Origin of the sequence: Specibacter sp. NPDC078692 (assembly GCF_040686835.1) — a bacterium.
Classification (GTDB): Bacteria; Actinomycetota; Actinomycetes; order Actinomycetales; family Micrococcaceae; genus Specibacter.
Genome location: NZ_JBFBLV010000026.1, coordinates 22,346 through 45,916, shown reverse-complemented (window position 1 = coordinate 45,916; position 23,571 = coordinate 22,346). Strand labels below are relative to the sequence as shown.

The window sequence follows — 23,571 nt, the reverse complement described above, 5'->3', positions numbered from 1 at the left end:
GAACCCCAGTTACTTCTTGGGTTTCTTCGGGCCCTTGCCCTTGCCGCCCTCAGGCCGCAGTCCGTCATAGACTTCTTTGCATTCGGGGCAGACAGGGAACTTCTGCGGATCCCGTCCAGGCGTCCACACCTTACCGCAGAGTGCGATCACTGGCTCGCCCGTCATGGCCGATTCCATGATCTTTTCCTTGCGCACATAGTGTGCGAACCGTTCGCTGTCGCCCGGTTCTACTTCTTGGCGCAATTCCTCGCGCTCAATAACGGCCGTTGAGCCACCAGTCTGACCGGGGCTGTGCAGGGGATCATTTTCGAAAGGATCTGGAGGCAAACTCATGAGACAAGTCTACCGTGTTCGCGTCCGCGACTCACCGAGGCACCAACTTTCCTGAAGGTGATTTCACTCCCCGCCAGGTGAGATAGCGTTGCCAAAAACACTGCATAAGGTGCGCTAGCGTCCTTTAAAACGGGCGACGGCGGGAGCCCACCTTTGATTCTCAGGTGGGCTCCCGCCGTCGAAAGTCTTTTTAGACGCCTTGCCAAGCAGGCTTGTTCTCGTAAGCGTGGCGGTAGCTGGCTGCACCGGCAAGCTTGGACGCCGCTGCCTCATCAATGATGACGGTGGCACGCGGGTGGAACTGCAGGATCGAGGCGGGGCACGATGCCGAGAGCGGACCCTCGACAAAATCGCGCACAGCGTCTGCCTTGCCAGCGCCGAAGGCAACCAAAACCAGGTGGCGGGCGTCCATGATGGTGCCCAGACCCTGGGTCACCACGTGGTGGGGCACCTGATCGATGTTGTCGAAGAAGCGCGCGTTGTCCTGGCGGGTCTGCTCGGCCAAGGTCTTGATGCGCGTGCGCGAAGCCAGCGAGGAACCCGGTTCGTTGAAACCGATGTGGCCGTTGGTGCCAACGCCCAGGATCTGCAGGTCAATGCCGCCGGCTGCGGCAATCGCATCCTCGTAGGACTGGCAGGCAGCTGCAACATCGTAGCTGGCTCCGTCCGGGCCGTGCACGTTCTCAGGGGAAACGTCTACACGGTTGGTGAATTCGCGGCGGATGACTTCGCGGTAGGACTCGTAGTGACCAACAGGCAAACCCACATACTCATCCAGCGCAAAACCGCTGACGCCTTCAAAGCTCAAGCCTGCCTCGTGGCGGCGGGCCAACTCGTCATAGATGGGCAGCGGGGAGGAACCTGTGGCCAGACCAATAACAGCGTTGGGCTTGTTGCGCACCAAAGCCTCGATCGAGTCGGCGGCAAGCGCCCCAATTTCCTTGCTGCTCGGGAGGATGATGACCTCCATGAAACACGCTTCCTTTCGCTGCCGCCCGGTAGGCGGCCCATGGCTTAATGCAGGGGCAAACACGTACAGCAGCGCCCCGTCGATACCGGCCGCACGCGGCGGTGGACAGGGCGCTATTGCCATGCATCTGCTGTGTAGCTCTAACCTTATCCAGAGTCAGCGGTGGACAGAAACGGTCTGCAATAACTCTGGCCCGCGATTGTTATATTGCTTCGCCCCGAAACGGATGCCAAGGAACACGTACAGTGCGCCCAGGCCAACACCGGCAGCCAATGCCAACCAGGCAAAGAGTGCCAGCTGAGTCACCGCACCAATGATGATCAGCACGATAACAGGGACCGCAAGAAGACCCGCTCCGCCAAATCCTGCAAGCTGGATGATTAGCGTGGAGAAGTTATTGCCCGGTTTGGATTTCATGGGGCTCTCCCCCGGCAATGGCACCACCATGGTGAACCTCGAGGAGAACACACTGGCCAGCCCCAGACCTGCACCTGCGGCACCCATTAACATGCCAAGCGCCGCCGGCAAGATCTGCCAGTCTCCAGCAACCACCGACCCGGCCACGGCAAAGAGCAGTCCCAGCGGCAGTGCCAATACGGCCGCCGCCATGACGCGTCCAGTTCTATCTGCCTTGCCGGAAACCCCTGTGGCCAGGTGCAGCGCAAAGGCGGTGTTGTCGTAGGAGATATCAGCCGAGATACTCCAAGCCACCATGAACGCCGCAAACGCTCCACCGTAACTAAGGATCGGCCCTACAGCTTCAAGTCCAGCAGTCTGTGTGCCACCAAACACCATGACCAGCGGAATCAACGGCGCAATGAGAAGCCCGGCGCTGTAGCGCGGATCCCGGAACCAATACGTGAGGCAACGCGCGGCAACGGCCCCTGTGGGGGTCTGCGGGAAAAGGGCAAAGAAGCCCAGCTTGCCAGCAGCCCTGCGGCCGCCACCGGAGAAGGCAGGAGTCACCAGAGCTTTAGCCAGGCAGGCCTGCCAGATCCAGGTCAGAACAGCAACGGTGCCCAGCGCGATCAGCAATTTCAGCCCCGCCGGCCCCCATGCGCCGATGGCGATGTCTGCGGGAACTGCCCACACGGCACCCAGCGGCGTCCAGGACAAGGTGTTGGCCAGCTGAGGCAAATACACCGAAAAATCACTGATGCCTGTGGAAACACCGGCAATGATGGGTCCCATGAGCATGAGCGGAACCAGCACCACAATGCCGCTAACATCCTTGAAGCGGCGCGACGAGGCCAGGCTGGTGCTGGCTGCGGTGATGGCGCGTGAGGCAATGATGCACGTCAGCGCACCGAGGGCGCCACAGATCAAAGGGGCCACGGCCGCCGCCGGATAACGCCACCATCCAACTGCGGTGCCCATAGCGGCAACAAGCGTGACTGCGCCAGGGACACCGATGAAGCTCGAGAGTGCCAGACCTGCCAGCAGTTGTTTCATAGGAATCGAATAGGTGACAAAGCGAGCCGGGTCAAGTGTCATATCTAGGCCGGAGGCCAACACAGGTATGACCAGCCAGCCCACCAACAGTGCAGAACCGGCCAGTATGATCACCATGCCCACCAACTCTGCATCGCCCGTGCTGCCGGCAAAGCCCAGCCCCACCAGGAGCATGCCCAGCACACCCAGACCGTACAGGGCGGCGAAGATCAGTCCCACCAGTTGCCAGGGACTGCGTTTGAGGGAGTTGCGCAGCAGCGCAACTTTCAGCCTTAGGAGGTGCGCAACCATTGCAACCCCGCAGTCTGGTTCCGGCCGCCAACAAGCTCTACGAACCTATCTTCCAAGCTCTTCTCGCCACGCACCTCATCCACGGTGCCTGCCGCAAGAACTCGTCCAGCAGAAATGACGGCGACGTGATCGCACATCCGCTGGACCAAATCCATGACATGACTGGAGACAATCACAGTACCGCCGGAATTCACGTAGTCGTGCAGAATGTCTCGGATGTTGGCCGCAGATACTGGATCCACTGACTCGAAGGGCTCATCCAAGACCAGCAGGCTCGGTGCGTGGATCAGTGCCGAGGCCAATGCAATCTTCTTCGTCATACCCGCGGAGTAGTCCACTACCAAAGTCCCGGCATCCTTTGCCAGGTCCAGGGCCGCCAGTAGGTCCTTGACGCGCGCGGCCACAGTGTCTTTGTCCATGCCGCGCAACAAACCCGCATACGTGACCAGCTGCTCACCTGTGAGCCGATCGAACAGCCGGACGCCGTCGGGTAGCAAACCCATGAGGCGCTTGGACTCCAGCGGACTCTGCCAGACGTCTACACCGTGGGCCCACACTTGCCCGGCATCCGGGCGCAAGAGTCCGGTGGCCATAGACAGCGAGGTGGTTTTACCTGCACCGTTGGGTCCCACCAAGCCATAGAACGAGCCTGCGGGAACATCCAAGTCAATGTTGTTAACGGCGATCTTCTCGCCGAAATGCTTGGATAATCCGCGAATCGATAAGGCTGGTGGGCGCCCGCCGGTTGAAATACTCCCCAGAGAATTGTTCATGCCTAAAACCCTAGCAATCCACCAGGGAACTGTGACTTATCCCAAAGGATGACATTGCTGGCCAAACGGTGCTGGCTAGAGCTGGCTAGAAGAGTGCGCGGGCCAGAGCCTGGCGTGACGCCGAGACGCGCGGATCACTGACACCAACCACGTCGTACAGCTCCAGCAGGCGAACTCGTGCAGATTCTCGTTCTGGCCCGAAATGCAGGGCGATATATTTCACCAGACGTGCCAGGGCGTCCTCGACATGACCGCCGGAGACATCAAGATCGGCCACGGTGAGGGCTGCGTCGAGGTCATCCGGGTCACCGGCAGCTCGGGTTCGGAACTCCTCAACTTGGACCACATTGATTTCGGCAGTGCGGCGCATCAGCTTAACCTGGGCCAAGCCGATCTTGGCGTCAGTGTCATTGGGCTTTTCTGCCAAAGCCTTCTCATAGCTTGTCTGCGCCGCTGCCAGATCCCCGGCGTCAATGGCGTCGCGGGCTGCTTGGTGCAGCGGTGGAAGCTGCGGTTCCGGTGCCGCTGCAGGGGCCTGGGCGCCGCCCAAGTTTCCTGTGACACCGTTGCTGGCTGCCACCTTGAGAAGTTCAGTGAAGAATTCCTTGACTTGTTCTTCCGGCAGTTCGCCCTCAAACATAGGCACGGGCTGACCCTTGATGAGCGCCACCACGGTGGGTACGGCAGTGATGCCGAAGGCTTGGGCGATCTGGGGGCTGGAATCAATATCAACACGGCCCAGTGCCAGCTGCCCGCCGTACTCATTGATGACCTTTTCTAGCAGAGCCGTCACCGTGGCTGACTGCTGTGAGCGGCCTGAGCCCATGGCAACCACCACGGGGACCTGCTGCGAGAGCTGGACAAATTCTTGGAAGCTCTGCTCGTTGACGTCCACAGCATACGGTGAACCACCGGATGGCGCGCCGGAGGCAGCGGCCGTTGCGCGGTTCTTCAGGGCTGAAAGATCGACTGCGCCGCGAAGGTTAATTCCAGACGGGCTGCTCTGTGGCATAGGGCTTTTTTGACTCATGAACTCACTCTAACTGGGCTGGGTGGCGGTCTTGGGTGAATCTCGCCGCGGGTGAAATTGACAAGTGAAACGCATTGATGAACTGACAGTGGAAACTGACAGAGGCGGGCTCAAGCACTCCGTGCCTGGCCCGCCTCGGCGGCGTAACTACTGAGTGAAGCTGCCGCCCACGAGGTTGCGGGTTGCGGACAAGATGGTGATCTTACCGTCCCCGTCGGCAGGGGGAATGTACATGACTACGGGCTCGGCGTAGTTGAGCGTGTAGCCCTTGGTGGTTTCCTTGCCGCCAGTGAACACTGCAGCATCGTCGCCAACGGTCAGCGTTGCGTTTTCTTTACTGGTGCCGTTGATGGCAAAGGTATAGCCCACCACTACCATGGCGCCACCATCAGCGGTACGCAAGCTGACGGCCGCATCACTGCTGGCCTTGTGACTGAACACATGGCTGGCATCTTTGGCATTCTCGACGATCGTGGACTGGGTGTCCAGAACGCTTTGGATGTAGACGCTGTCGTTGAAGGAATCCTTGAACTTACTGTCGCTCTTGGTGAGGCGGTCGCTGAGTGCGGCAATGGCGTCAGCAGGGCTCATCTTCAATCCCTCGGCAAAATCCAGTGCAACTTCCTCGGTGCCTTCCTTATCTACTTTGGGGAAAGTCTGGCCGGGCAGTAAGGGGGTGGCCTGGATCATTTTGTAGTTCTCACGCGGGCTGGCCTGAACCAGCGTTAGCAATTGCGGGAGGGCATTGTTCTCACCCTTGGTGACCATCATGGCAGAACGGGGCCACGTATCGGTGGTGGTGACCACTTTGGCCAGCAGGGGTGCGGCGTTCACAGGCTCCATGGCAGCCTGCGCAGAAACTTTGGCGCGGATCTTGTAGTTGGCAGCCCTTGCTTCCAGAGCCATACCACCCACGCGAGATTCGAGTTCCTTGGAATCCTTGGCGTTGTCACCAGCAGTGACAACCGCGGCAACAGCCGTGGCGATGCGCTGGACCTGAGCGTCAAGCAGCCCGGGGAATCCTGGGGTGGACGGCGTAGCGGTGGCCTCCGGAGTGACACTCATGCTAGGTTCCGGCGCGGTCGGGTCGGCGGCAACTGCGGGGCTGAGACTGCCAGCCACCAGCACAGCAGCCAAGGCAGCACCCCATCGAGCAGCCTTCATAGTCTTCTTCACCGGCCCTCTCGGACTTTCACTGGCACTGAACTCGGACTTGTCCTGGCCAGCTGTGTCGCCGCTAGTTTGGGTTCCCGTGGCTTTGTCTCCGCTGGCTTTCTCTCCGCCGGCTTTCTCTCCGAAGAGGCCACCCTTCACGCCTCTCTTGTTCCGGGTCCGAGGCTTCCTTGGACCCTGCTTCTTATCTGAGCCGCCGCTGTTTAAATCTTCGTCATGATCCTTACCGGCGGTTCCGCCCGCATCAGAGCCTGAATCAGAACCCGACTCTGAGTTCGAATCTGAATCAGCGGCTGAATCCTCATCAGCCGGTAGAGCAGCTGCTGCGGTGCTGACGTCGTTATTTTCCTGCTTCTCTTGCGGGTCCTGCTTATTGTTCTTCTCGCCCTGATCGTCTTGCTCCTGATCACGAGCCACATTCACGGCAGCAGAGTCCACGCCAGGCTCGGAGGTCGTGCTGGGCTTGTTAAGCAGGACAGCCGGAAGCGCCGATGTGGCATCGCTAGGCATAGCCGGACGTGCAGATCCGGCACCACCACTCGTAGACTCACTGCCAGACTTAGCGTCGCTGCCTGAATCGTCCGCGGCATCTTGCCCAGCACCCTCGCTTGCCTTCGCATCTGATGACGCGGCCTTCCGGGCCTCGGCAATTGTGGCGGGAGCTGAGTCAGCTGCCGACTTCTTAGCAGCTTCACGGGCAGCCACAATCTTGTCTACTTCCAATGCACCGGTGGCTGGATCTGTAGGAACACGACCCGCTGCGCGTCGGCCGACAGCAGCAGTTTGAGCACCCTTGGGCTTGTTCGGGGACAGCAGGAACAACAGTGCGGCCAAGGCCAGAAGTGCGGAACCGATAATCATCAAGGGCACTGCCCAAGGCGTTCCGGCCTCGTTGTCCACGGTGACGGAAATATCGGTGGGAGCAGCTGCCTTGCCGTCAACCGAGAGCAGCAGCGCCCAGTCTCCGTGTCCCGGCGCCTGCCAGGTGTAGCTGAGTTCGCCGGTAGCCTTTTCTTCGCTGACCCACATATCTGAGCCGGCGGGGTTGGGCACGGTGGCCTCACCTGCGGTGCTGGTGGCAGTCAGCTGGGAGAAGTCCTCAGCTGCTGCACCAATCCGGGTGTAGGCGGCGTCGCCGATCCAACCGATGATGTCGTCCTCGCGGGCCACTGCCAGCTGCATAGGACCATCGCTCTTAATGGTCATGGTGAACTTTCCATCACGGGTCTTGAGAAGATCAGGACCAATAACCGTCAGCGGTGCAGCGGCCAGCTCCGCCGGTGCGGCGGCCGTGACAGTGGCTGGCGGGAGCCAGATGGTGCGCTGGCCAATGCCAGTTCCTAACACCAAAAGACCCAAGACGGCCAGAATAATTGCAATTTTTGAACGCAAGAACTTACCTAACATCGGCGGAACACTGCTGTGAACGTTAATTCAAGGGTAACCGAACCGTTATCTGATGAGCATGCCTCTTTGACTTTTCTCACGTTATACCCCCGTGGCTTGCGGATCGAAGTGCGATGCGCTGGTAACCTCTATTCACTATTGGGAGTGGAACAATTTGCCACCACACCACCATTTATGAAGGCAGCTACAAGTGAACTCTTCCCCCGATCCAAGCTCACCCAATCCCCCCTCGGATGTGACCCCTTCCTCAGCTGTTCCTGCTGCTCCGGTTCGCTCTGATCCGGAAACAGTAGAAGAAACGGTCACCACCGAGTCCACACTGGCCGCTCCCGTTGCCGCATCCGCCACTTCTAACGCCACGGCCACGCCGGACCGCGGCAAGGGTTGGCGTGGCTGGTTGGTGGAAAAAATCCGCCAGCCGGTTCCCGGCGCCCAGCCGCGCGTGCGTTTTGATCTTCCGGTGGCGCCCAGCGGCCCTGGTGAGACCGCCGCCATTATCGAGGCCTCCTCTGGGAGCAGCTTGTTCCGTCATCCCATCTATTTTGGATTCATGGGAACAGTGGGTGTTGGCATTGCCTTATTCCTGAGCTACATGCTGGCGAACACCGAATCGCTGCTTCTGTGGATTGTGACCGCGCTATTCATTTCGTTGGGTCTGGATCCGGTGGTTCGATGGCTGGAACGGCGCAAGGTGCCCCGCCCCTTGGGGATCGTCATAGTCTTGGTGGGCCTGCTCAGCGTGGTGGCATTGTTCTTCGCCACGCTCATCCCCACCATCGTGGAACAGACGTCCCAGCTGATTAACAAGGCCCCCATCTGGATCAGGGACTTTCTGAATTCAGAGTTTTTCAAGCAGCTCGATGTCCAATACAACGTCCTTGACACCATCAATGAGCAGGTAGCCAAGTTCTTCCAGGATGCTCAGGCTGTGGGCGGTATCTTTGGTGGCGTCGTGGGCGTGGGCACCAACATTGCTAACGGGCTCTTCGGTACTTTGATCGTGCTGGTACTGAGCCTGTACTTCCTGGCGTCTTTGCCGGCCATCAAGAAATGGGGATACCGCCTTGCCCCACGATCACGCCGTCCCCGGGTCGAAGAGTTGAGCGAAGAAATCACCCGAGGTGTGGGCAACTACGTGATTGGTCAGGTCTGCGTGGCAGTCCTGAACGCTACCTTCGCTTTTATTGTCATGACCATTCTTGGCGTACCATTCAGCGTCTTGCTGGCCTTTGTTGTTGCGCTCCTTGCCTTTATCCCACTCGTGGGCGGAATGATCGCCGCAATTGTGGTCATTGCGGTCAGCCTGACAGCTGGCTGGCAGACCGCCCTGATCTACGCCATTGCCTACTTCGCCTACCTGCAATTCGAGGCCTACTTCATCTCACCGCGCATCATGCAAAAGGCAGTTGCCGTACCGGGAGCAGTTGCTGTCATCTCAGTCATTGCCGGTGGCAGTCTGCTCGGTGTCCTCGGGGCCCTGATCGCCATCCCGACCGCAGCAGCTGTGATGCTGCTGGTCAAGGAAGTCTTCATTGCTCGGCAGGATAAAAACTAAAGCATCAAGCCAGCGGCAAGGTGTAGAAACTAGGAACCCGTCAGGCGGGCTGAGCGGCCACGGGTCCGCTCCATTCTGCGGGCAGCTCTACGGCTGCACCGAGAACGGTGGAAGCGATCTCGTTCAGGGCCCGGGACGCGTACTTCTCACCCACCCACAAGTGCTTGGCCCCGTCTACGGCCACTAGCTTGGCCTGTGGTACCAGCGAGAACCGAGCCGTAGCCGCTTCCGGCTGCAGATAGTCATCAAACTCCGGTACCAGCACCGTCAGCGGCTTCCCGTAGGAAGCCCAAGTCTCCAAATCAGCGTCAACGGCTCGGTGCAGTGGAGGTGATAGCAACACCGCTCCTTGGACGTGCTGGGCAACGGGGTCAGCCGCGCCATATTTCAACACTAGTTCGGTGCCAAATGACCAGCCAAGGAGCCAGCGGTTGGGCAGTCCGCGCTCCACAGCAAACTGAACCGCGGCGGCAATATCGTGCCGTTCCCCAATGCCTTCTTCAAAACCGCCCTCGCTGGTGCCTCGGGGTGAGGACGTGCCGCGGGTGTTAAAGCGCAGCACGGCAATTCCAGCCAGAGCCGGAAGTCGGTACGAGGCCTTCTTGTAGACGTGCGAATCCATGAAGCCGCCATGTGTGGGCAGCGGATGCAGGGTAATCAGCGTGGCCCGGACTACGCCGTCGGCCGGTAGTGCCAATTCACCGACCAGGGTGAGGCCATCTGCGGTCCTCAGCTCAATATTCTCGCGCACCGCGGGCAAGATCGTGGAGGCTCGGACAGGCACAGGGGTGCCAGCATCAACAAAAGCAAGGGAACTCGGATCAAAAACCATGCGCCCAGCCTACCTGTACCGGTAGCTTCGTCCTCGCCAGCAGTTGCTGTGCCAATGCCTGCGGTCGCGCAGACCGGCCTCAGCACCAAACAAGGCGTCTTCCTGCCAGACCACTAAATGAGCCAAACCTGGGGGAACCAAACGGTGGCAGCCGGGGCAGGTGTATGACTTTTGGGCGTTTCCAGCGCTGATGCTCCGCACCGCCCAGACTCCGTCGGGCGCTGATTCGGTGGCCGGGACCCCCAGCCGGACACGGTTCAGATCAAATCCATCGTCGTCCGGATCGGAAGTCCCTGCACCGGGCTGCCCTCGACCACGGGAGTTGCTAGAACCCCTGGCATTGGAGGTGCGGCGGCGTGGATGGTTCGAACGGGGCATTCCTCCATTGTGCCGCACAGTTCAATCCCGTGCAGTCGCACCTTGCAGGACCACCGCAGGATCGTCTCGACGCACTTGCTGCTCCAAACCGCTACAGTGGAAGGCGTGCGTTTAGTGATTGCCAAGTGCTCCGTCGATTACGTCGGACGCCTCAAAGCCCATCTTCCCCTCGCCGTTCGGCTCCTAGTAGTCAAGGCTGACGGCTCCGTTCTGGTCCATTCCGACGGCGGCTCCTACAAGCCACTGAACTGGATGAGCCCTCCGGCGACCCTGCGCACGGTGGGCCCGGAGGATACAGAGCTGGAAGAAGGCGTGATCTCACAGTGGATTGTGAAATCAACCAAAGCCGATGACCAACTCATCATCAACATCTATGAAGAACTACACGAGTCCAGCCATGACTTGGGGACCGATCCTGGACTGATTAAGGACGGCGTTGAAGCCGATCTGCAGCGTCTCCTGGCCGAACAGATTCATCTGCTCGGCACCGGCTTCACCTTGATTCGCCGTGAATACTTCACGGCGATCGGCCCGGTCGATATCTTGGCCAGGGATGCAGCAGGTGCCACCGTGGCCATTGAACTCAAACGCCGCGGCGACATTGACGGGGTGGAGCAACTCACCCGCTACCTTGAACTCCTCAACCGTGACCCGCTACTGGCTCCGGTTCGCGGCATCTTCGCAGCACAGCAAATCAAGCCGCAGGCCAAGACCCTCGCTCTGGACCGCGGTATTGAGTGCAAGACTCTGGACTACGACGCCATGCGCGGAGTGGACGACAGCGCCTCACGCCTCTTTTAGATCTTTGAAGCCACCCGTCTTTTAGAGCACAGGGGCCCCTTCCTGACTAGACTTGGGCCATGACTGTTCCTTCGCCTGCGCCCGTGTCCACCAAATACCTGATCCAGGGTGCCGTTGTCACCGATCACGGCATTATTGAGGGCGGGCTGCTCGCCATTGAGGGCGACAGAATCGTGTACGCCGGGCGGGCAGATCACTTTGACGAGCCAGGTTTTGATCAGGCCGATATGGACGCCGTGAACGTCATTTCACTGCCTGCCGATCAGCGTCTGATCCCCGGCCTGATTGACGTGCATAACCACGGCGGAAATGGTGGCGACTTTCCCAGCGGCGACGAGGCCTCAGCCCGTATTGCCGTGGATTTCCTCCATCGCGCCGGCACCACCACGCTTCTGGCCAGCATGGTCACCGCCTCCCCCGAGGACCTCATCAAGGGCATCGGCATTTACGCTGGCATGACCGCTGAAGGGCTGCTGGCTGGCATCCACCTTGAGGGCCCCTTCCTCTCCCATGCGCGCTGCGGTGCCCAGAATCCGGCTTTCTTGCTGGACCCGGATCTGGAGCTCATGTCCTCGCTCATTGAAGCTGGTCAAGGCGCCATCGCAACCATGACCTATGCGCCCGAGCTTCCCGGCGCGGCAGACCTCGTGGACCTGCTCACCACCCACGGCATCACCCCTTCGGTGGGCCACACAAACTCTGACACCGTGACAGCGGCGGAGTCGCTTGAGCAGGCCCGTGAGGGCCTGGAATCTGCTGGGTACGACGGCGTCTCCGGACGGCCCACTGTGACTCACCTTTTCAACGGCATGCCACCGATGCATCACCGCTCCCCCGGCCCTGTTGCCGCCTGCCTGCGGGTAGCCAGTGCCGGGAACGCCGCCGTCGAGCTTGTTGCCGATGGCACCCACCTAGATCCAGAAACGGTCAAGACCGTGTTCGATATTGTGGGTGCGGCCAATATTGTGCTGGTCACCGACTCCATGGCAGCGGCAGGGCTTGCTGATGGCAGCTACATGCTGGGCCCCTCACCGGTGACTGTCGCCAATGGAGTTGCCACCTTGGACGCCACCGGTTCCATTGCCGGGGGCACCGCAACCTTGTTGGAGGTGCTGGGCCGAACCACAGCCGCAGGGGTCCCTTTCAGGGACGCCTTGCAGTCGGCCACTTCGGTGCCCGCTGCAGTTCTGGGGCTCACGGACGAGGTTGGCGCGTTGCGTCGCGGGCTCCGGGCAGATGTGCTGATTGTCGACGCGCAGCTGGAGCTGCAGCGTGTCATGCGTGCCGGCACCTGGTTGGAGTAGTTAATATAGGCGACTCTTTGGCGTCACTCGTTGACCTTGAATGTGACTCATGTCATGCTGAATGAGGCTTGGCACGCAATTGTTGCCCGGCTCAGGCAGTACAGATAGCAGTACAGCATGGACGTTCATCACAAGGAGAAAAGTATGGCACAGGGAACCGTCAAGTGGTTCAACGCTGAAAAGGGCTTCGGCTTCATCACCCCGGACAACGCCGACGGCGATGTGTTTGTCCACTACTCAGAAATCCAAAGCGGCGGCTTCAAAACCTTGGATGAAAACGCCCGGGTTGAATTTGAGATTGGTCAGGGCAGCAAGGGCCCTCAAGCAACCGGCGTAACAACGCTCTAGGCTGGCTGCCCCAACCACGGTGGCACCAAAAGAAAAACAAATAACCCCCGGTCTTATGGCCGGGGGTTATTTGTTTGCCCAGCGCAGCGGGTGTCCAGCTATTTCTTCTCTTGTTTGCGCAGGATCCGGGCCAGTGACTGCACGGACACGTTGGGCATATACGCTTCCCCCACAGCCCGGCCAATGGCAGGCAGGGAGAGTGGATCTTGATACATCAAATACAGGGATCTATGGCGTGGTTTGAAACGTTGTTTGAAATTGGCCAACGACGAAAACCCATACACCGGTTCCAAGGTGCGTGCCAGCAGCGCCAGAATCCGCCCCAGCGTATTCTCCTCCAACGACTTCTGCTTCACCGTGATCTCCGGCAAGGCCCCCTCCTGGCCACGGCCCTTCGGCTCCTGCCGCGCTGTTGCTGTTCCCGCTGTTGTTGCTGCTGTTGCTGTTGTTTTCGCAGTTTCGGTTTCACTGGTTACTGCCAAGGGCGATCCTGAAAGTGAAATGTACTCAACGGTGGCCGCGAAATACTGCACAGCTTGAGCAATGAGATACTCCATGACCCCGCTGAAGGCCCCTGCATTGCGGCGCATGAAGTCCAACGTCCAGCTGACAACCTGACCTTCGGCATACACCGGAAGCCAGCTGGTCACGGCATGGATCCGTCCCGTGTCGTCGATGGCTAGGCATAGCTGGACATTGTCATCCTTCAGTTCTTCTAGGCCACCCAGCGTGAAGCCGAGCTCGGGAAGCGCCTGAGAGGAAACCCAGTCCTCGGAAATCTCATGTACTTGGGTGCGCTGTCCCGGGCTCAGTTCCCCGTAGCTTGACCAAAGAGCCGTGACACCGAGTTTGTTTGCCTTGTTCAGGGCCGTGCGAACGTTCTGCCAGTCCTTGCCCTTGAACTCCATGTTGTGCACGTCAAGGAGCGTTTCGGAGGCCACCTGAATCCTTCGGAAACCGCGCTGTTCCAACAAGGTTGCCGGCGTATCCGTCACAGAATAGAAGCACGGGGTGAGTGAAACATCGGCGCAAAAATTCAGGAACTTATCGACGGCGCCATCGTACTGCAAGGGATCACCAATGGGACGGCCCACCGTGACGGCAACACCATTGTGGGGTTGGTAAGCCACAGCAACGGTCCCGGCTGCATTGAACCAATATTGGTTGTTGGGCCACTGCGTCATCCATGACAGGGAATCCCCGCCCTCGCGGACCAGTTCCCGTGCCTTCGCAGCCTGGTCCGTGCCACTGTGAAGGTGCCGGCTCAAGAACAACGCCAGCACCGTCCCCGCACTCACCAGCCACAGCACTGGACCGCCAAAACTGAAGATGAATTCGGAGAAAAACCCATGCGGATAAACGTTCGCAGCATAAGTGAACGGGAACGGGTAGGGCAGCACGATCCGCGGAAGACCGGCAATCAGGGCCACCAGCCCCAGATGGTTGTTCAGATTTCCTTCAACCAGCCAGGCGAGCGTGTACAGCCCCACCAGCACCAGCAGCAGCAGCGGCAAAAATGACAGGGCACGCCGGCGCAGCACCGGGTCCGGGTCAACCCGAAAGTGTCGTCGAAAAACGAACAAAGCTATCGCTATGAGCACAGGAACCAGCACCACCGGCAGCAGTTCCCACACTGATTCGTTGATGGTTAGGCTACGATGGCCGCGCGGCAGAGAGAGCCCCAGCCCGGAAAAAACTTGGAAATAGGCGGCCGATACCAGCCCAATCACCACATGCAGATACAGCGCCACCCACAACGCCAGACGGCTCCCACGCCGCAGCCCTTCCGCACACACCAGCAGTAACACCATGGGCATGAGCGCCAGCAGATGACCTCCGGAGCCCAGCAAGCCCAGATTATGAACCATCCCCTGACATGCGGCGTCGGCCGCATGACAGCTGCCATGCCACTGCGACAGCGTGGGCTCCTGATTGGTGATCCACGTGCGCATCACGGCAAGGGGTCCCACTGCAATATGTGCCACGGCAGCAGCTAACGGCCCCACGGCAAAGACCGCAACCACCATTGCCAAAATGGTGCGCACTTCACGGCTGGTCGAGCGCCCCGGGATCCGGCGCCCCAATGCCCTCACAAACACCAGCCCCAGAGCCAGTCCGGCCAGCGCCGCGAGCACAATGAACACGTGCTGCGCGTGGCCCACGTACACGCTGAGCATCAATGCCAACGCCAGAATCAGGACCCGTACACGGCGCCGCCACAGCAGACTAATACCTTGGCTGGCCGCCATCAAGGTTCCGGCTGAGGCGGCAAAGGGCCCCAACAACGTTGCCTGATCCATCCCCGCGGGCCAGTCAATTTCGCTCAGATTCCCTACGCTCAGAAGAACACCAAAGAGGACGACGGCGGTCACTTGCGTTCCGCAAAAAAGTGCGGCTGTGCGCCAGCTACCAACTGTGACTTCGGCTATCCCTACGGCAACTCCCACGACGCCCACAGCTAACAGCATGGAGGCTGTGTTGGAGCTGAGAAAGAGTGTCGTGATCAGGTTCCACCACTGCGCGCTGAGCAAATCAGTGGACTGATAGCCCCACGTCCCCGCCACGGCGCTGGGCAGCTTGCCAAGGAAAGCTCCGGATACTCCATGAACCACAACTAGGGCAATCATCAGAGCCGAACTAAAGGGGGTGCGCCGTAGCCAACTCCATACCCTCATCGCAAGCCCAATCTGGCAAAAACAAAAGTCAATCCCTGAGGCAGAGCAGCATTGGCCACAGCCCAAGAATGCCCTCCGGGAAAGGCTGCACGTTCGGTGCTCATGCCGGCTTTGTCGACTGCTTCTTGAAGGACTCACACATTGGCAGAATACGCCGCATCTTGGCTCCCCACGGCAAACCAGCCAGAAGTTTCTGGATACTTATTCTTCGCCAGCAGAGTCAGCGGCAGCTGTGCATTGAAAGCCGCGGTGTCTCCGTGGAAAGCCCTGTGGACGGTAACGGACCTGTTCACGGCCAGTGCGGGCTCGCGTTCCGGGGAAATCGCCATGAACGTCTTGTAGATTTCTGGGTGGCGGGTCACCATCTGCAAAGCGCACGTACCGCCATAGGAGAAGCCACCCACAGCCCAATGTGCGGGGTTGGTGTCAGCCTCAAGATGTGTCTTGATCCAGTGAGGCACGTCGACGGACATATAGGTATCGGCCGGGGCCAGAGCGGAGTCCATGCACATCGTGTTGGCTTGATCGCTACCATTGGGATCCGGCATGACCACCACGGGCGCCAGACCGCCGTGCGCGGCAGCAAAGGAGTCTAGCTGAGTGACGAGGCTGGTAGAGCGCAGCCACGACTCTGGCGAACCCGGTTGTCCGCTAACTAAGAGCAGCACCGGCAAGACCGGCCGATTTGCGGCTGAATAGGCCGGGGGCAGGTACACCACAGCGTTGCGGGCTTTGAAACCCGAGACCGTGCCTGCAATATCGACGGAGCGCACAGTTCCTGTTGCGGGTAAACCAGCAGGTGCCTTCCAACCGGCCGAGACGCCAGCTGTCATGAATCGCGAGCCAAGCTGATGTGTCACAACTGGGACGGCTGCCGTGGAGAGATTTGTTGTTGGCGAGCTAAACAGGCTGCCCACAGTGGGAAATTCACCAAAGTCAGAATTGAGCGAGAGGCCCACGCTGGTCAATGCCACCAAAGTGGCAAGCACAGTGACGGTACGCCGGAGAGGTGAGGTGCGGCGGCGGGGCCGGGTATTGGGGTGCGGTGAGCTCGGCTGTGAAGTCCTGGCAGCGTCGCAAACTTCAGCGTCCCTAACCTCCACATCGCTAACCCCGCAACAACACCTCGACGTTGACGGCGTAAACCGGCCAACGCCGTCGTGCTTCCCAGCGTCAGGAGCCACAGCACCAGGGCCACGCTAATGACAACAGGGGTTGGGAGATCTTCGGGCCAAACATATAACACGTGGATGACTGCCCAGCAGGCGGCGCTACTGACGGCGAACGCCAGCAGGGCACTGACAATCACAAAGATCCACCAGCGCAGGGAACGGCGAAACAACAGGAAGAGCAGCGAGGCTACACCTAAGCACAGGACCATGAGAGGAAGCGGACCGTCGATAAGACTGAGATTTTCAAGCTCTTGAATCATTGCCACAGTGTTACCGCACTCTATGAGAATTATCTGCCCTGAAAGGCAGCTGCACAGCGAAAGTAGTGGCTGCGACCGAACGTTTACTCGGCGCTGGCTGGGAGGACACTGACAACACACTGGCCGTAAGCACTGTGTTTGTGAGTGAGTTAGCCGCAGTGTTCGCGGCCGTGTTAGCGCCGTGTAGAGACACCAGGCTGCGGACCGGCTTCCAGCCATGAGGAGAGGCCGGCATAGGCGCCGAACTTCATGGCGAGCAGGATTTGTGTGCCCTCGTAATCAAGAATCACAATCACGGTGGCGGGTGGAACTCGGGTCAGCTCAGTCTCGTTAGGTTCGCGACGGCCTACCAACACAATCTTGTTGCGTTGCATGGTCTTCGCCGGAATCGGGCTGAGGGACAGGGCCCGGAGCCATTGCAGATTTGACTCCTGATAACGACAAACCCCCATGGCCCAGCGATTTCCGCTTAGGCACATGGAGGAGTCGACCGTGCCAAGGGCGCGCCGCAAATGCATGCGGCGCACCCCGTACAGGCACAGTGTTAGAACAACTAGCAGGAGTAATCCTGCCAGTACGATGAACGGAATACCGAGTTCGTTCATCAATTGATTGCTAGCGAATCCCTGCGCCAGACGTTGCGCTGTCTTTCAACTGCGCATTGTCGGCAACGATGACAACCCGGTTGCTGTCAACCGAGAAGAAACCGCCGTCCACTTCAACAAGGAAGCGGGATCCGTCTACAGGAGCGATCTCCAACAAGCCCGGCGCCAAAACCGCGAGCATCGGGGTGTGACCGGGCAAAATGCCGATCTCGCCCTCGCTGGTGAACCCCTTGACAAGGGTCGCTGCACCGGACCACACGAAGTGGTCCGCCGCTACGATTTCAACTTCGAGGTTAGCCATGCTTACTTGGTCGATTCCTGGATCGCAGCCCACTGACGCTCTACATCATCCATACCACCGATGTTGAAGAACGCCTGCTCGGCAATGTGGTCCACGTCACCGTCGCAGATAGCGGTGAAGCCTTCAATGGTGTCCGCAATGGAGACCGTGGAGCCTTCGACGCCGGTGAACTGCTTCGCCGTGTAGGTGTTCTGTGAAAGGAACTGCTGGATACGACGGGCGCGTGCCACGACGATCTTGTCCTCTTCACCGAGCTCGTCGATACCGAGGATCGCGATGATGTCCTGCAGTTCCTTGTTCTTCTGAAGGATCTGCTTGACACGAACAGCGGTGTCGTAGTGGGCCTGGCCAACGTACTGCGGGTCAAGGATACGTGAGGTTGAAGTCAACGGATCGATGGCCGGGTACAGACCACGTGAAGCGATTTCACGGGAAAGTTCCGTGGTCGCATCCAAGTGGGCGAAGGTCGCGGCCGGGGCCGGGTCGGTGTAGTCATCAGCAGGCACGTAAACGGCCTGCATGGACGTGATCGAGTGACCCTTGGTCGAGGTGATGCGCTCCTGGAGGATACCCATCTCATCGGCCAGGTTGGGCTGGTAACCCACAGCTGAAGGCATACGGCCCAACAGTGTGGAAACTTCGGAACCGGCCTGTGTGAAACGGAAGATGTTGTCAATGAAGAGCAACACGTCCTGGTTCTGTACATCGCGGAAGTACTCAGCCATGGTCAAACCTGACAGAGCAACGCGAAGACGCGTTCCCGGCGGCTCATCCATCTGGCCGAAGACTAGCGCGGTGTCCTTGAGAACGCCGGCTTCTTCCATTTCAACCCAGAGGTCGTTACCTTCTCGTGTTCGCTCGCCAACACCGGCGAATACCGAAGTACCACCAAAGTTACGGGCCACACGGGTGATCATTTCCTGGATCAGAACGGTCTTACCGACACCGGCACCACCGAACAGACCAATCTTTCCACCCTTGATGTAGGGGGTCAGCAAGTCAATGGACTTGATACCGGTCTCGAGCATCTCCGTGGAGCCTTCGAGGCTTGCGAAAGCCGGGGGCTTGCGGTGGATGGGCCAACGCTCGGTGATGTTCAGTTCCGATTCCTTCACGTCGAGGGGGTCGCCCAGGACGTTGAAGATGTGGCCCTTGACGACGTCGCCGACTGGTACGGAAATGGGCGCGCCCAAGTCCTTGACAGCGGTTCCGCGGACAAGTCCGTCGGTAGCCTGCAAGGAGATGGCGCGAATAACGCCGTCGCCCAGGTGCTGGCTAGTTTCGAAGGTGATGGTTTTGGTCTCACCGTTGAGAGTGATCTCGGTGGTGAGTGCGTTGTAAATGGCGGGAAGGCCGTCAGCCGGGAATTCGACGTCGACAACCGGGCCGATAACGCGCGCAATGCGGCCAGTGGCACCAGCCTTCACGGCGGTTCCCTGCTCGTTGAGTTGGGCAGTCATCTCTCTCACTTCACTTGTGTAGATGGCATTGAATAAGTATGAATTGGGCTGCTAAGAGGCGTTGAGCGCGTCAGCGCCCGCAACAATCTCGGAGAGCTCCTGCGTAACTTCAGCCTGCCGGGCGTTGTTACGAAGACGCGTGTACTTCTTGATCAGATCATTGGCGTTGTCACCTGCGGACTTCATAGCCCGCTGGCGAGCTGCGAGCTCGGAAGCTGCCGCCTGCAAGAGTGCAGAGAAGATGCGTGACTCAATGTACCGCGGCAGCAGGGCGTCAAGGACGTCCTCGGGCTGCGGCTCGAACTCGTACAGCGGCAGCAGGTCGTTTGAGGATTCGACTTCTTCCTCAACAACTTCCAACGGCAGCAGACGAATTACTGTCGGCTCCTGAACAACCATTGACTTGAACTGGGTGTAAACGACATGGATTTCATCCACGCCACCCTCTTCGAAGTCGGTTGCGAAGTCCAACAGCAGGGCCTCGCGGAGTTGACGTGCAGTTTCAAATTCCGGTGCATCGGTGCCACCGGTCCACACCTTGGCGTAATCGCGTCCGCGGAAGTCAAAGTACGCCTGAGCCTTGCGGCCGACCAAATAGGTCGTGACGTCTTTGCCTTCTCCGTGCAGCAATTCGATAAGGTGCTCTGCCTGCTTCAAAACGCTGGCGGAGTAGGAACCGGCAAGACCACGATCGGAAGTCATGACCAACACTGCAGCCCGACGGATAGAATCCGGTTCGGTTGTCAGCGGGTGGTCGACCTCGGACTGGGACGCAACGGCAGAAACGGCACGGGTGATCGCATTGGAATACGGCAATGACGCCGAAACACGCATGCGTGCCTTTCCAATGCGGGACGTAGCGATCAGTTCCATCGCCTTGAAGATCTTTTGCATCGACGTGGTCGAGGCGATCTTCTGGCGGTAGACCCGGATCTGGGCTCCCATGTTTGTCCTTTCCTTATCCTTGTTTAGCTTGCCGGCCCCGTGGGACCGGCAAGCTATTCAAAGGATGGTGTCAGCGTTTCTGCTTAACGATCTTTTCCTGGTCGACGTCTTCAGCGGCAAGCGCATCGAACTCTTCATGGCCGGCGCCAACAAGCTTGCTGTCGCCCTCCCCGAAGAAGCCCTTCTTGAAGTCAACAATGTTGGACTTGAGTGCCTCAACCGTCGAGTCCTCGAGCAAGTTGGTTTCAGCCAACGTGGTCAGGACCGATGTGCGCATGCGCAGGTGGTCAAGGAACTCGGTCTCAAAGCGGCGAACGTCTTCTACCGGGACATCGTCCAGGTAACCGTTGGTGCCTGCCCAGATTGAGACAACCTGGTTTTCGACCGGGAACGGTGCGTACTGACCCTGCTTGAGCAGTTCCATCAGGCGCGCTCCGCGAGTCAGCTGCTGCTTGGAAGCGGCATCCAAATCGGAGGCGAACATGGCGAATGCCTGCATGTCGCGGTACTGAGCCAGTTCCAGCTTCAAAGTACCGGAAACCTTCTTCATGGCCTTGACCTGTGCTGAACCACCAACACGGGAAACAGAGACACCCACGTCAACAGCGGGACGCTGGTTGGCGTTGAAGAGGTCCGACTGAAGGAAGATCTGACCATCGGTGATGGAAATAACGTTGGTCGGGATGTACGCCGAGACGTCATTTGCCTTGGTTTCGATGATCGGCAAGCCGGTCATGGAACCTGCGCCGAGCTCGTCAGAGAGCTTTGCACAACGCTCCAGCAAACGGGAGTGTAGGTAGAACACGTCACCGGGGTATGCCTCGCGGCCCGGCGGGCGACGCAGCAACAGTGAAACGGCGCGGTAAGCCTCGGCCTGCTTGGAGAGATCATCAAAGACGACCAGAACGTGCTTGCCACCGTACATCCAGTGCTGACCAATGGCCGAACCGGTGTAAGGAGCCAGGTACTTGAAACCAGCCGGGTCAGATGCCGGTGAGGCAATGATGGTGGTGTATTCCAAAGCATCGTTATCTGCCAGAGTCTGGCGGACTGCTGCAATGGTCGATGCCTTCTGGCCGATTGCTACGTAAATGCAGCGAACCTGCTTCTTGACATCCTTCGAAGCCCAGTTGGCCTTCTGGTTGATGATGGTGTCAACGGCAAGAGCCGTCTTACCCGTCTGACGGTCACCAATGATCAGCTGACGCTGGCCACGGCCGATCGGGATCATGGCGTCGATGGCCTTCATACCGGTCTGCAGCGGTTCGTGAACCGACTTGCGCTCGGTAACGCCAGGAGCCTGAAGCTCCAGGGCGCGGCGGCCTTCGGGTTCAATCTCGCCCAGGTCATCCATAGGCTGACCCAAGGGGTCAACTACGCGGCCCAAGAAGTTATCGCCCACCGGTACGGAGAGGATCTCTCCGGTGCGGTGAACTTGCTGGCCCTCAGCGATACCAGCGAAGTCGCCAAGGACAACCACACCGATCTCGCGAGTGTCCAAGTTCTGGGCCAAGCCCAGTGTGCCGTCTTCGAATCGAAGAAGCTCGTTGGCCATGACAGAGGGAAGACCCTCTACCTTGGCAATGCCGTCACTTGCGGTGGTGACGCGGCCAACCTCGACGCGCTCTGCGTTGCCCGGTTCATAGGACGCTGCGAACTCATTCAAGGCATTGCGGACGTCGTCGGCATTGATGGTCAAGTCGGCCATCTGCAGTCCCTGCTCTCCTAAGTTGTGGTGGCCACCCGAAGAAAAGGTGTGGGTGGCGACCTAAATGTTTGATTCAGTCAGTTGTGGACTGGCTGTTGCGGGAAACCTGAAGTGGTTTCCTAAACTGCCAACCGGCGGCGAAGATCGGAAAGTCGCGTTGCTGCAGTTGCGTCAACAACTTCAGCCCCCACAACAACCTTGATCCCGCCGACTAATGTCGGGTCGATATTGACGTTGATCTTCAAGTTACGACCATAGAGATTGTTCAAGCCGGCCTGCAGACGTGCGATCTGCTCTGCGCTCAGGTCACGGGTGACGCTGACGTAGGCAATCCAACGTTGCTGGCGTTTGGCAACCAATTCCACGAACCGTTGCACCAGAGCCGTGGGCTTGAGCCCGCGGGGGGCGGTTACGGCCTGGCGGATCAACAGCGCGGCGACGTCACCGGACTGCGGAACAACCTTGTGCGCCAAGGCGCTCTTGGCTGATGCCGAAGCCTGTGCATCGTCAAATGCGCGCTGCAGATCATGACTGGACCCAACAACTCGGATAAACGTGAAGAGTTCCTCTTCCAGCGCATCCAGGTTGGCAGAGCCGTCACCTTGACCTTCAGCAACCGCGATCGCCGATGTTGCTGCCAAGACTTCCAGTGCATCGCCCAGGTCACGAGCCGAGCCCCAGCGAGCGGAAACCAACTCCAAAAACACGTTCTGTGCTTCTGCGCTGACCTTCCCGGCAATGAGCTTGGTGGCCAGTGCCGACTTCTCCGCACCCTGACGGGTGGGATCGGTCAAGGCGCGGCGCAGGCCGGCGTTGCTGTCCAGAAGCCCCACAATTGCGAAGAGATCCTGAGCCAATGCGATAGACGCAGTGGCAAGCTTGGGTTCCAGCGACTCAAGAGCCGCTGCCAATGACTTGCTCGATACACCTGCCATTACTTCGTTACACCCGCGTTCGACTGGTTTTCCAGATCTGCCAGGAAGCGCTCAACAACCCGGTTGGAACGCGCATCATCATCGAGGGCTTCGCCAACGATTTTGCCTGCCAGCTGTGTAGCCAAAGTGCCAACCTCACTGCGGAGGGAGTTCACTGCAGCAACACGCTCAGCTTCGATCTGGACCTGTGCCTGGGCGGTGATGCGTGCAGATTCCTCTGCAGCCTTCGCCTTCAGGTCTGCCAAGATCTGGGCGCCTTCTTCACGAGCGGTTTCACGGATGCCATTGGCTTCCGTGCGGGCCTCCATGAGCTGGGCCTTGTACTGCTCCAAAAGGGCGTTGGCTTCGGCCTGAGCCTCTTCTGCCTTCTCGATCCCACCCTCGATGGCCTCTACACGGTCGGTGTAGGACTTCTCGAAGGTCGGTGCGATGAACTTCTTCACCACGAAGAGCAGGACAGCGAAGGATACAGCAGTTACTAGTATTTCCCATACGTTGGGAACCAGAGGGTTTGCACCCTCACTAGCAGCGAGGATTACTTCTGCGGTAATCATTTCTCACTAATCCTTAATCTGATATTTGTCCAGGAAATTTCGTGCCCCGGAAGACCGGGACGAGAAGTCTTTGGACTAGACGCCAACGACGAAGGCGAAGACCAGGCCAAGAATAGCCAGTGCTTCTGCAAGGGCGAAGCCCAGCAGAGCGATAGGCTGCAGGATGCGCTGAGCTTCCGGCTGACGAGCTACACCGTTGATGTAAGCGGCGAAGATCAAGCCCACACCAATTGCCGAGCCGATAGTGGCCAGGCCGTAGCCAATCATGTTGAGCGAGCCGTGGAGTTCCATTTGGTTCCTTTCAAGATA

23 protein-coding genes are annotated in these 23,571 nt (G+C 59.1%); 4 read left to right on the top strand and 19 right to left on the bottom strand.

The genetic code is table 11. The features are described from left to right. Positions 1 to 9: 9 nt before the first annotated feature. The 6 genes from AB0O97_RS15865 to AB0O97_RS15840 form a co-directional block, all read right to left on the bottom strand. Complete coding sequence (locus AB0O97_RS15865; RefSeq protein WP_363838713.1) at positions 10 to 333, bottom strand: DUF3039 domain-containing protein; 324 nt, start codon at positions 331 to 333, stop codon at positions 10 to 12. Positions 334 to 523: 190 nt separating this feature from the next. Next, positions 524 to 1,303 carry a glucosamine-6-phosphate deaminase gene (gene nagB / locus AB0O97_RS15860; protein ID WP_363883914.1) on the bottom strand — a complete coding sequence of 260 codons (780 nt, stop codon included), beginning with the start codon at positions 1,301 to 1,303 and terminating at the stop codon, positions 524 to 526. 156 nt (positions 1,304 to 1,459) lie between these two features. Continuing rightward, complete coding sequence (locus AB0O97_RS15855) at positions 1,460 to 3,046, bottom strand: transporter (RefSeq protein WP_363883912.1); 1,587 nt, start codon at positions 3,044 to 3,046, stop codon at positions 1,460 to 1,462. Further along, the gene (locus tag AB0O97_RS15850; RefSeq protein ID WP_363883910.1) at positions 3,028 to 3,819 is read right to left on the bottom strand and encodes an ABC transporter ATP-binding protein; all 792 of its coding nucleotides are present in this window, start codon (positions 3,817 to 3,819) and stop codon (positions 3,028 to 3,030) included. The genes AB0O97_RS15855 and AB0O97_RS15850 overlap by 19 nt, the downstream gene beginning before the upstream one ends. 85 nt (positions 3,820 to 3,904) lie before the next feature. Then, the gene (locus tag AB0O97_RS15845; protein ID WP_363883909.1) at positions 3,905 to 4,849 is read right to left on the bottom strand and encodes a tetratricopeptide repeat protein; all 945 of its coding nucleotides are present in this window, start codon (positions 4,847 to 4,849) and stop codon (positions 3,905 to 3,907) included. Between the two features lie 147 nt (positions 4,850 to 4,996). Further along, a complete protein-coding gene (locus tag AB0O97_RS15840; protein WP_363883908.1) occupies positions 4,997 to 7,414 on the bottom strand; it encodes a hypothetical protein in 2,418 nt (805 codons plus the stop codon). Positions 7,415 to 7,826: 412 nt separating this feature from the next. Here AB0O97_RS15840 and AB0O97_RS15835 point away from each other — a divergent pair, with 412 nt between their 5' ends. Beyond that, positions 7,827 to 8,984, top strand: coding sequence for an AI-2E family transporter (locus AB0O97_RS15835; RefSeq protein WP_363883937.1), 1,158 nt, complete (start codon positions 7,827 to 7,829; stop codon positions 8,982 to 8,984). A 40-nt stretch (positions 8,985 to 9,024) separates the two neighbouring features. Here AB0O97_RS15835 and AB0O97_RS15830 read toward each other — a convergent pair whose 3' ends face one another. Beyond that, a complete protein-coding gene (locus tag AB0O97_RS15830) occupies positions 9,025 to 9,816 on the bottom strand; it encodes an alpha/beta hydrolase (RefSeq protein WP_363883907.1) in 792 nt (263 codons plus the stop codon). Positions 9,817 to 9,825: 9 nt separating this feature from the next. Beyond that, positions 9,826 to 10,194: an ATP/GTP-binding protein gene (locus AB0O97_RS15825; RefSeq protein WP_363838693.1), complete on the bottom strand. Its 369-nt coding sequence runs from the start codon at positions 10,192 to 10,194 to the stop codon at positions 9,826 to 9,828. A gap of 105 nt (positions 10,195 to 10,299) precedes the next feature. On the opposite strand from AB0O97_RS15825, the gene nucS reads away from it, so the two are divergent. The 3 genes from nucS to AB0O97_RS15810 all read left to right on the top strand — a co-directional run bounded on the left by nucS (position 10,300) and on the right by AB0O97_RS15810 (position 12,647). Then, entirely contained in the window at positions 10,300 to 10,995 is a 696-nt protein-coding gene (gene nucS, locus AB0O97_RS15820) for an endonuclease NucS (protein ID WP_363838691.1), read from the top strand. Between the two features lie 59 nt (positions 10,996 to 11,054). After that, a complete protein-coding gene (locus tag AB0O97_RS15815) occupies positions 11,055 to 12,299 on the top strand; it encodes an amidohydrolase family protein (protein ID WP_363883905.1) in 1,245 nt (414 codons plus the stop codon). A gap of 144 nt (positions 12,300 to 12,443) precedes the next feature. Continuing rightward, complete coding sequence (locus tag AB0O97_RS15810) at positions 12,444 to 12,647, top strand: cold-shock protein (RefSeq protein WP_363838685.1); 204 nt, start codon at positions 12,444 to 12,446, stop codon at positions 12,645 to 12,647. Between the two features lie 98 nt (positions 12,648 to 12,745). Here the strand turns inward: AB0O97_RS15810 and AB0O97_RS15805 are convergent, their stop codons facing one another. The 11 genes from AB0O97_RS15805 to AB0O97_RS15755 form a co-directional block, all read right to left on the bottom strand. Then, positions 12,746 to 15,274 carry a DUF2156 domain-containing protein gene (locus tag AB0O97_RS15805; protein WP_363883903.1) on the bottom strand — a complete coding sequence of 843 codons (2,529 nt, stop codon included), beginning with the start codon at positions 15,272 to 15,274 and terminating at the stop codon, positions 12,746 to 12,748. Between the two features lie 182 nt (positions 15,275 to 15,456). Continuing rightward, on the bottom strand, positions 15,457 to 16,311 hold the full coding sequence (locus AB0O97_RS15800) for an alpha/beta hydrolase-fold protein (RefSeq protein ID WP_363883902.1): 855 nt from the start codon (positions 16,309 to 16,311) through the stop codon (positions 15,457 to 15,459). Further along, positions 16,287 to 16,754 carry a hypothetical protein gene (locus AB0O97_RS15795; protein ID WP_363883900.1) on the bottom strand — a complete coding sequence of 156 codons (468 nt, stop codon included), beginning with the start codon at positions 16,752 to 16,754 and terminating at the stop codon, positions 16,287 to 16,289. Before AB0O97_RS15795 ends, AB0O97_RS15800 begins: the two co-directional genes overlap by 25 nt. 173 nt (positions 16,755 to 16,927) lie before the next feature. Continuing rightward, positions 16,928 to 17,359 (bottom strand): DUF2550 domain-containing protein, encoded by a 432-nt coding sequence (locus tag AB0O97_RS15790; protein ID WP_363838675.1) that lies wholly within the window; start codon positions 17,357 to 17,359, stop codon positions 16,928 to 16,930. Positions 17,360 to 17,369: 10 nt separating this feature from the next. Further along, on the bottom strand, positions 17,370 to 17,660 hold the full coding sequence (locus AB0O97_RS15785; protein WP_110106640.1) for a F0F1 ATP synthase subunit epsilon: 291 nt from the start codon (positions 17,658 to 17,660) through the stop codon (positions 17,370 to 17,372). Between the two features lie 2 nt (positions 17,661 to 17,662). After that, the gene (gene atpD, locus AB0O97_RS15780; protein ID WP_363883935.1) at positions 17,663 to 19,120 is read right to left on the bottom strand and encodes a F0F1 ATP synthase subunit beta; all 1,458 of its coding nucleotides are present in this window, start codon (positions 19,118 to 19,120) and stop codon (positions 17,663 to 17,665) included. Between the two features lie 51 nt (positions 19,121 to 19,171). Next, on the bottom strand, positions 19,172 to 20,065 hold the full coding sequence (locus AB0O97_RS15775) for a F0F1 ATP synthase subunit gamma (protein ID WP_363838673.1): 894 nt from the start codon (positions 20,063 to 20,065) through the stop codon (positions 19,172 to 19,174). Between the two features lie 70 nt (positions 20,066 to 20,135). Then, positions 20,136 to 21,773 (bottom strand): F0F1 ATP synthase subunit alpha, encoded by a 1,638-nt coding sequence (gene atpA, locus AB0O97_RS15770; RefSeq protein ID WP_363838670.1) that lies wholly within the window; start codon positions 21,771 to 21,773, stop codon positions 20,136 to 20,138. Between the two features lie 119 nt (positions 21,774 to 21,892). After that, positions 21,893 to 22,708, bottom strand: a complete 816-nt coding sequence (locus tag AB0O97_RS15765; protein WP_363838667.1) for a F0F1 ATP synthase subunit delta — start codon at positions 22,706 to 22,708, stop codon at positions 21,893 to 21,895. Further along, a complete protein-coding gene (locus AB0O97_RS15760) occupies positions 22,708 to 23,262 on the bottom strand; it encodes a F0F1 ATP synthase subunit B (RefSeq protein WP_363838665.1) in 555 nt (184 codons plus the stop codon). The genes AB0O97_RS15765 and AB0O97_RS15760 overlap by 1 nt, the downstream gene beginning before the upstream one ends. 75 nt (positions 23,263 to 23,337) lie before the next feature. Next, positions 23,338 to 23,553, bottom strand: a complete 216-nt coding sequence (locus tag AB0O97_RS15755; RefSeq protein ID WP_363838662.1) for a F0F1 ATP synthase subunit C — start codon at positions 23,551 to 23,553, stop codon at positions 23,338 to 23,340. Between the last annotated feature and the right edge of the window lie 18 nt (positions 23,554 to 23,571).

Coding starts and splice junctions, on each gene's coding strand:
- AB0O97_RS15865 (WP_363838713.1), bottom strand. CDS start 333: ATGAGTTTGCCTCCAGATCCTTTCGAAAATGATCCCCTGCACAGCCCC.
- nagB (WP_363883914.1), bottom strand. CDS start 1,303: ATGGAGGTCATCATCCTCCCGAGCAGCAAGGAAATTGGGGCGCTTGCC.
- AB0O97_RS15855 (WP_363883912.1), bottom strand. CDS start 3,046: ATGGTTGCGCACCTCCTAAGGCTGAAAGTTGCGCTGCTGCGCAACTCC.
- AB0O97_RS15850 (WP_363883910.1), bottom strand. CDS start 3,819: ATGAACAATTCTCTGGGGAGTATTTCAACCGGCGGGCGCCCACCAGCC.
- AB0O97_RS15845 (WP_363883909.1), bottom strand. CDS start 4,849: ATGAGTCAAAAAAGCCCTATGCCACAGAGCAGCCCGTCTGGAATTAAC.
- AB0O97_RS15830 (WP_363883907.1), bottom strand. CDS start 9,816: ATGGTTTTTGATCCGAGTTCCCTTGCTTTTGTTGATGCTGGCACCCCT.
- AB0O97_RS15825 (WP_363838693.1), bottom strand. CDS start 10,194: ATGCCCCGTTCGAACCATCCACGCCGCCGCACCTCCAATGCCAGGGGT.
- AB0O97_RS15815 (WP_363883905.1), top strand. CDS start 11,055: ATGACTGTTCCTTCGCCTGCGCCCGTGTCCACCAAATACCTGATCCAG.
- AB0O97_RS15810 (WP_363838685.1), top strand. CDS start 12,444: ATGGCACAGGGAACCGTCAAGTGGTTCAACGCTGAAAAGGGCTTCGGC.
- AB0O97_RS15805 (WP_363883903.1), bottom strand. CDS start 15,274: ATGATTGCCCTAGTTGTGGTTCATGGAGTATCCGGAGCTTTCCTTGGC.
- AB0O97_RS15795 (WP_363883900.1), bottom strand. CDS start 16,754: ATGATTCAAGAGCTTGAAAATCTCAGTCTTATCGACGGTCCGCTTCCT.
- AB0O97_RS15790 (WP_363838675.1), bottom strand. CDS start 17,359: ATGAACGAACTCGGTATTCCGTTCATCGTACTGGCAGGATTACTCCTG.
- AB0O97_RS15785 (WP_110106640.1), bottom strand. CDS start 17,660: ATGGCTAACCTCGAAGTTGAAATCGTAGCGGCGGACCACTTCGTGTGG.
- atpD (WP_363883935.1), bottom strand. CDS start 19,120: ATGACTGCCCAACTCAACGAGCAGGGAACCGCCGTGAAGGCTGGTGCC.
- AB0O97_RS15775 (WP_363838673.1), bottom strand. CDS start 20,065: ATGGGAGCCCAGATCCGGGTCTACCGCCAGAAGATCGCCTCGACCACG.
- atpA (WP_363838670.1), bottom strand. CDS start 21,773: ATGGCCGACTTGACCATCAATGCCGACGACGTCCGCAATGCCTTGAAT.
- AB0O97_RS15765 (WP_363838667.1), bottom strand. CDS start 22,708: ATGGCAGGTGTATCGAGCAAGTCATTGGCAGCGGCTCTTGAGTCGCTG.
- AB0O97_RS15760 (WP_363838665.1), bottom strand. CDS start 23,262: ATGATTACCGCAGAAGTAATCCTCGCTGCTAGTGAGGGTGCAAACCCT.
- AB0O97_RS15755 (WP_363838662.1), bottom strand. CDS start 23,553: ATGGAACTCCACGGCTCGCTCAACATGATTGGCTACGGCCTGGCCACT.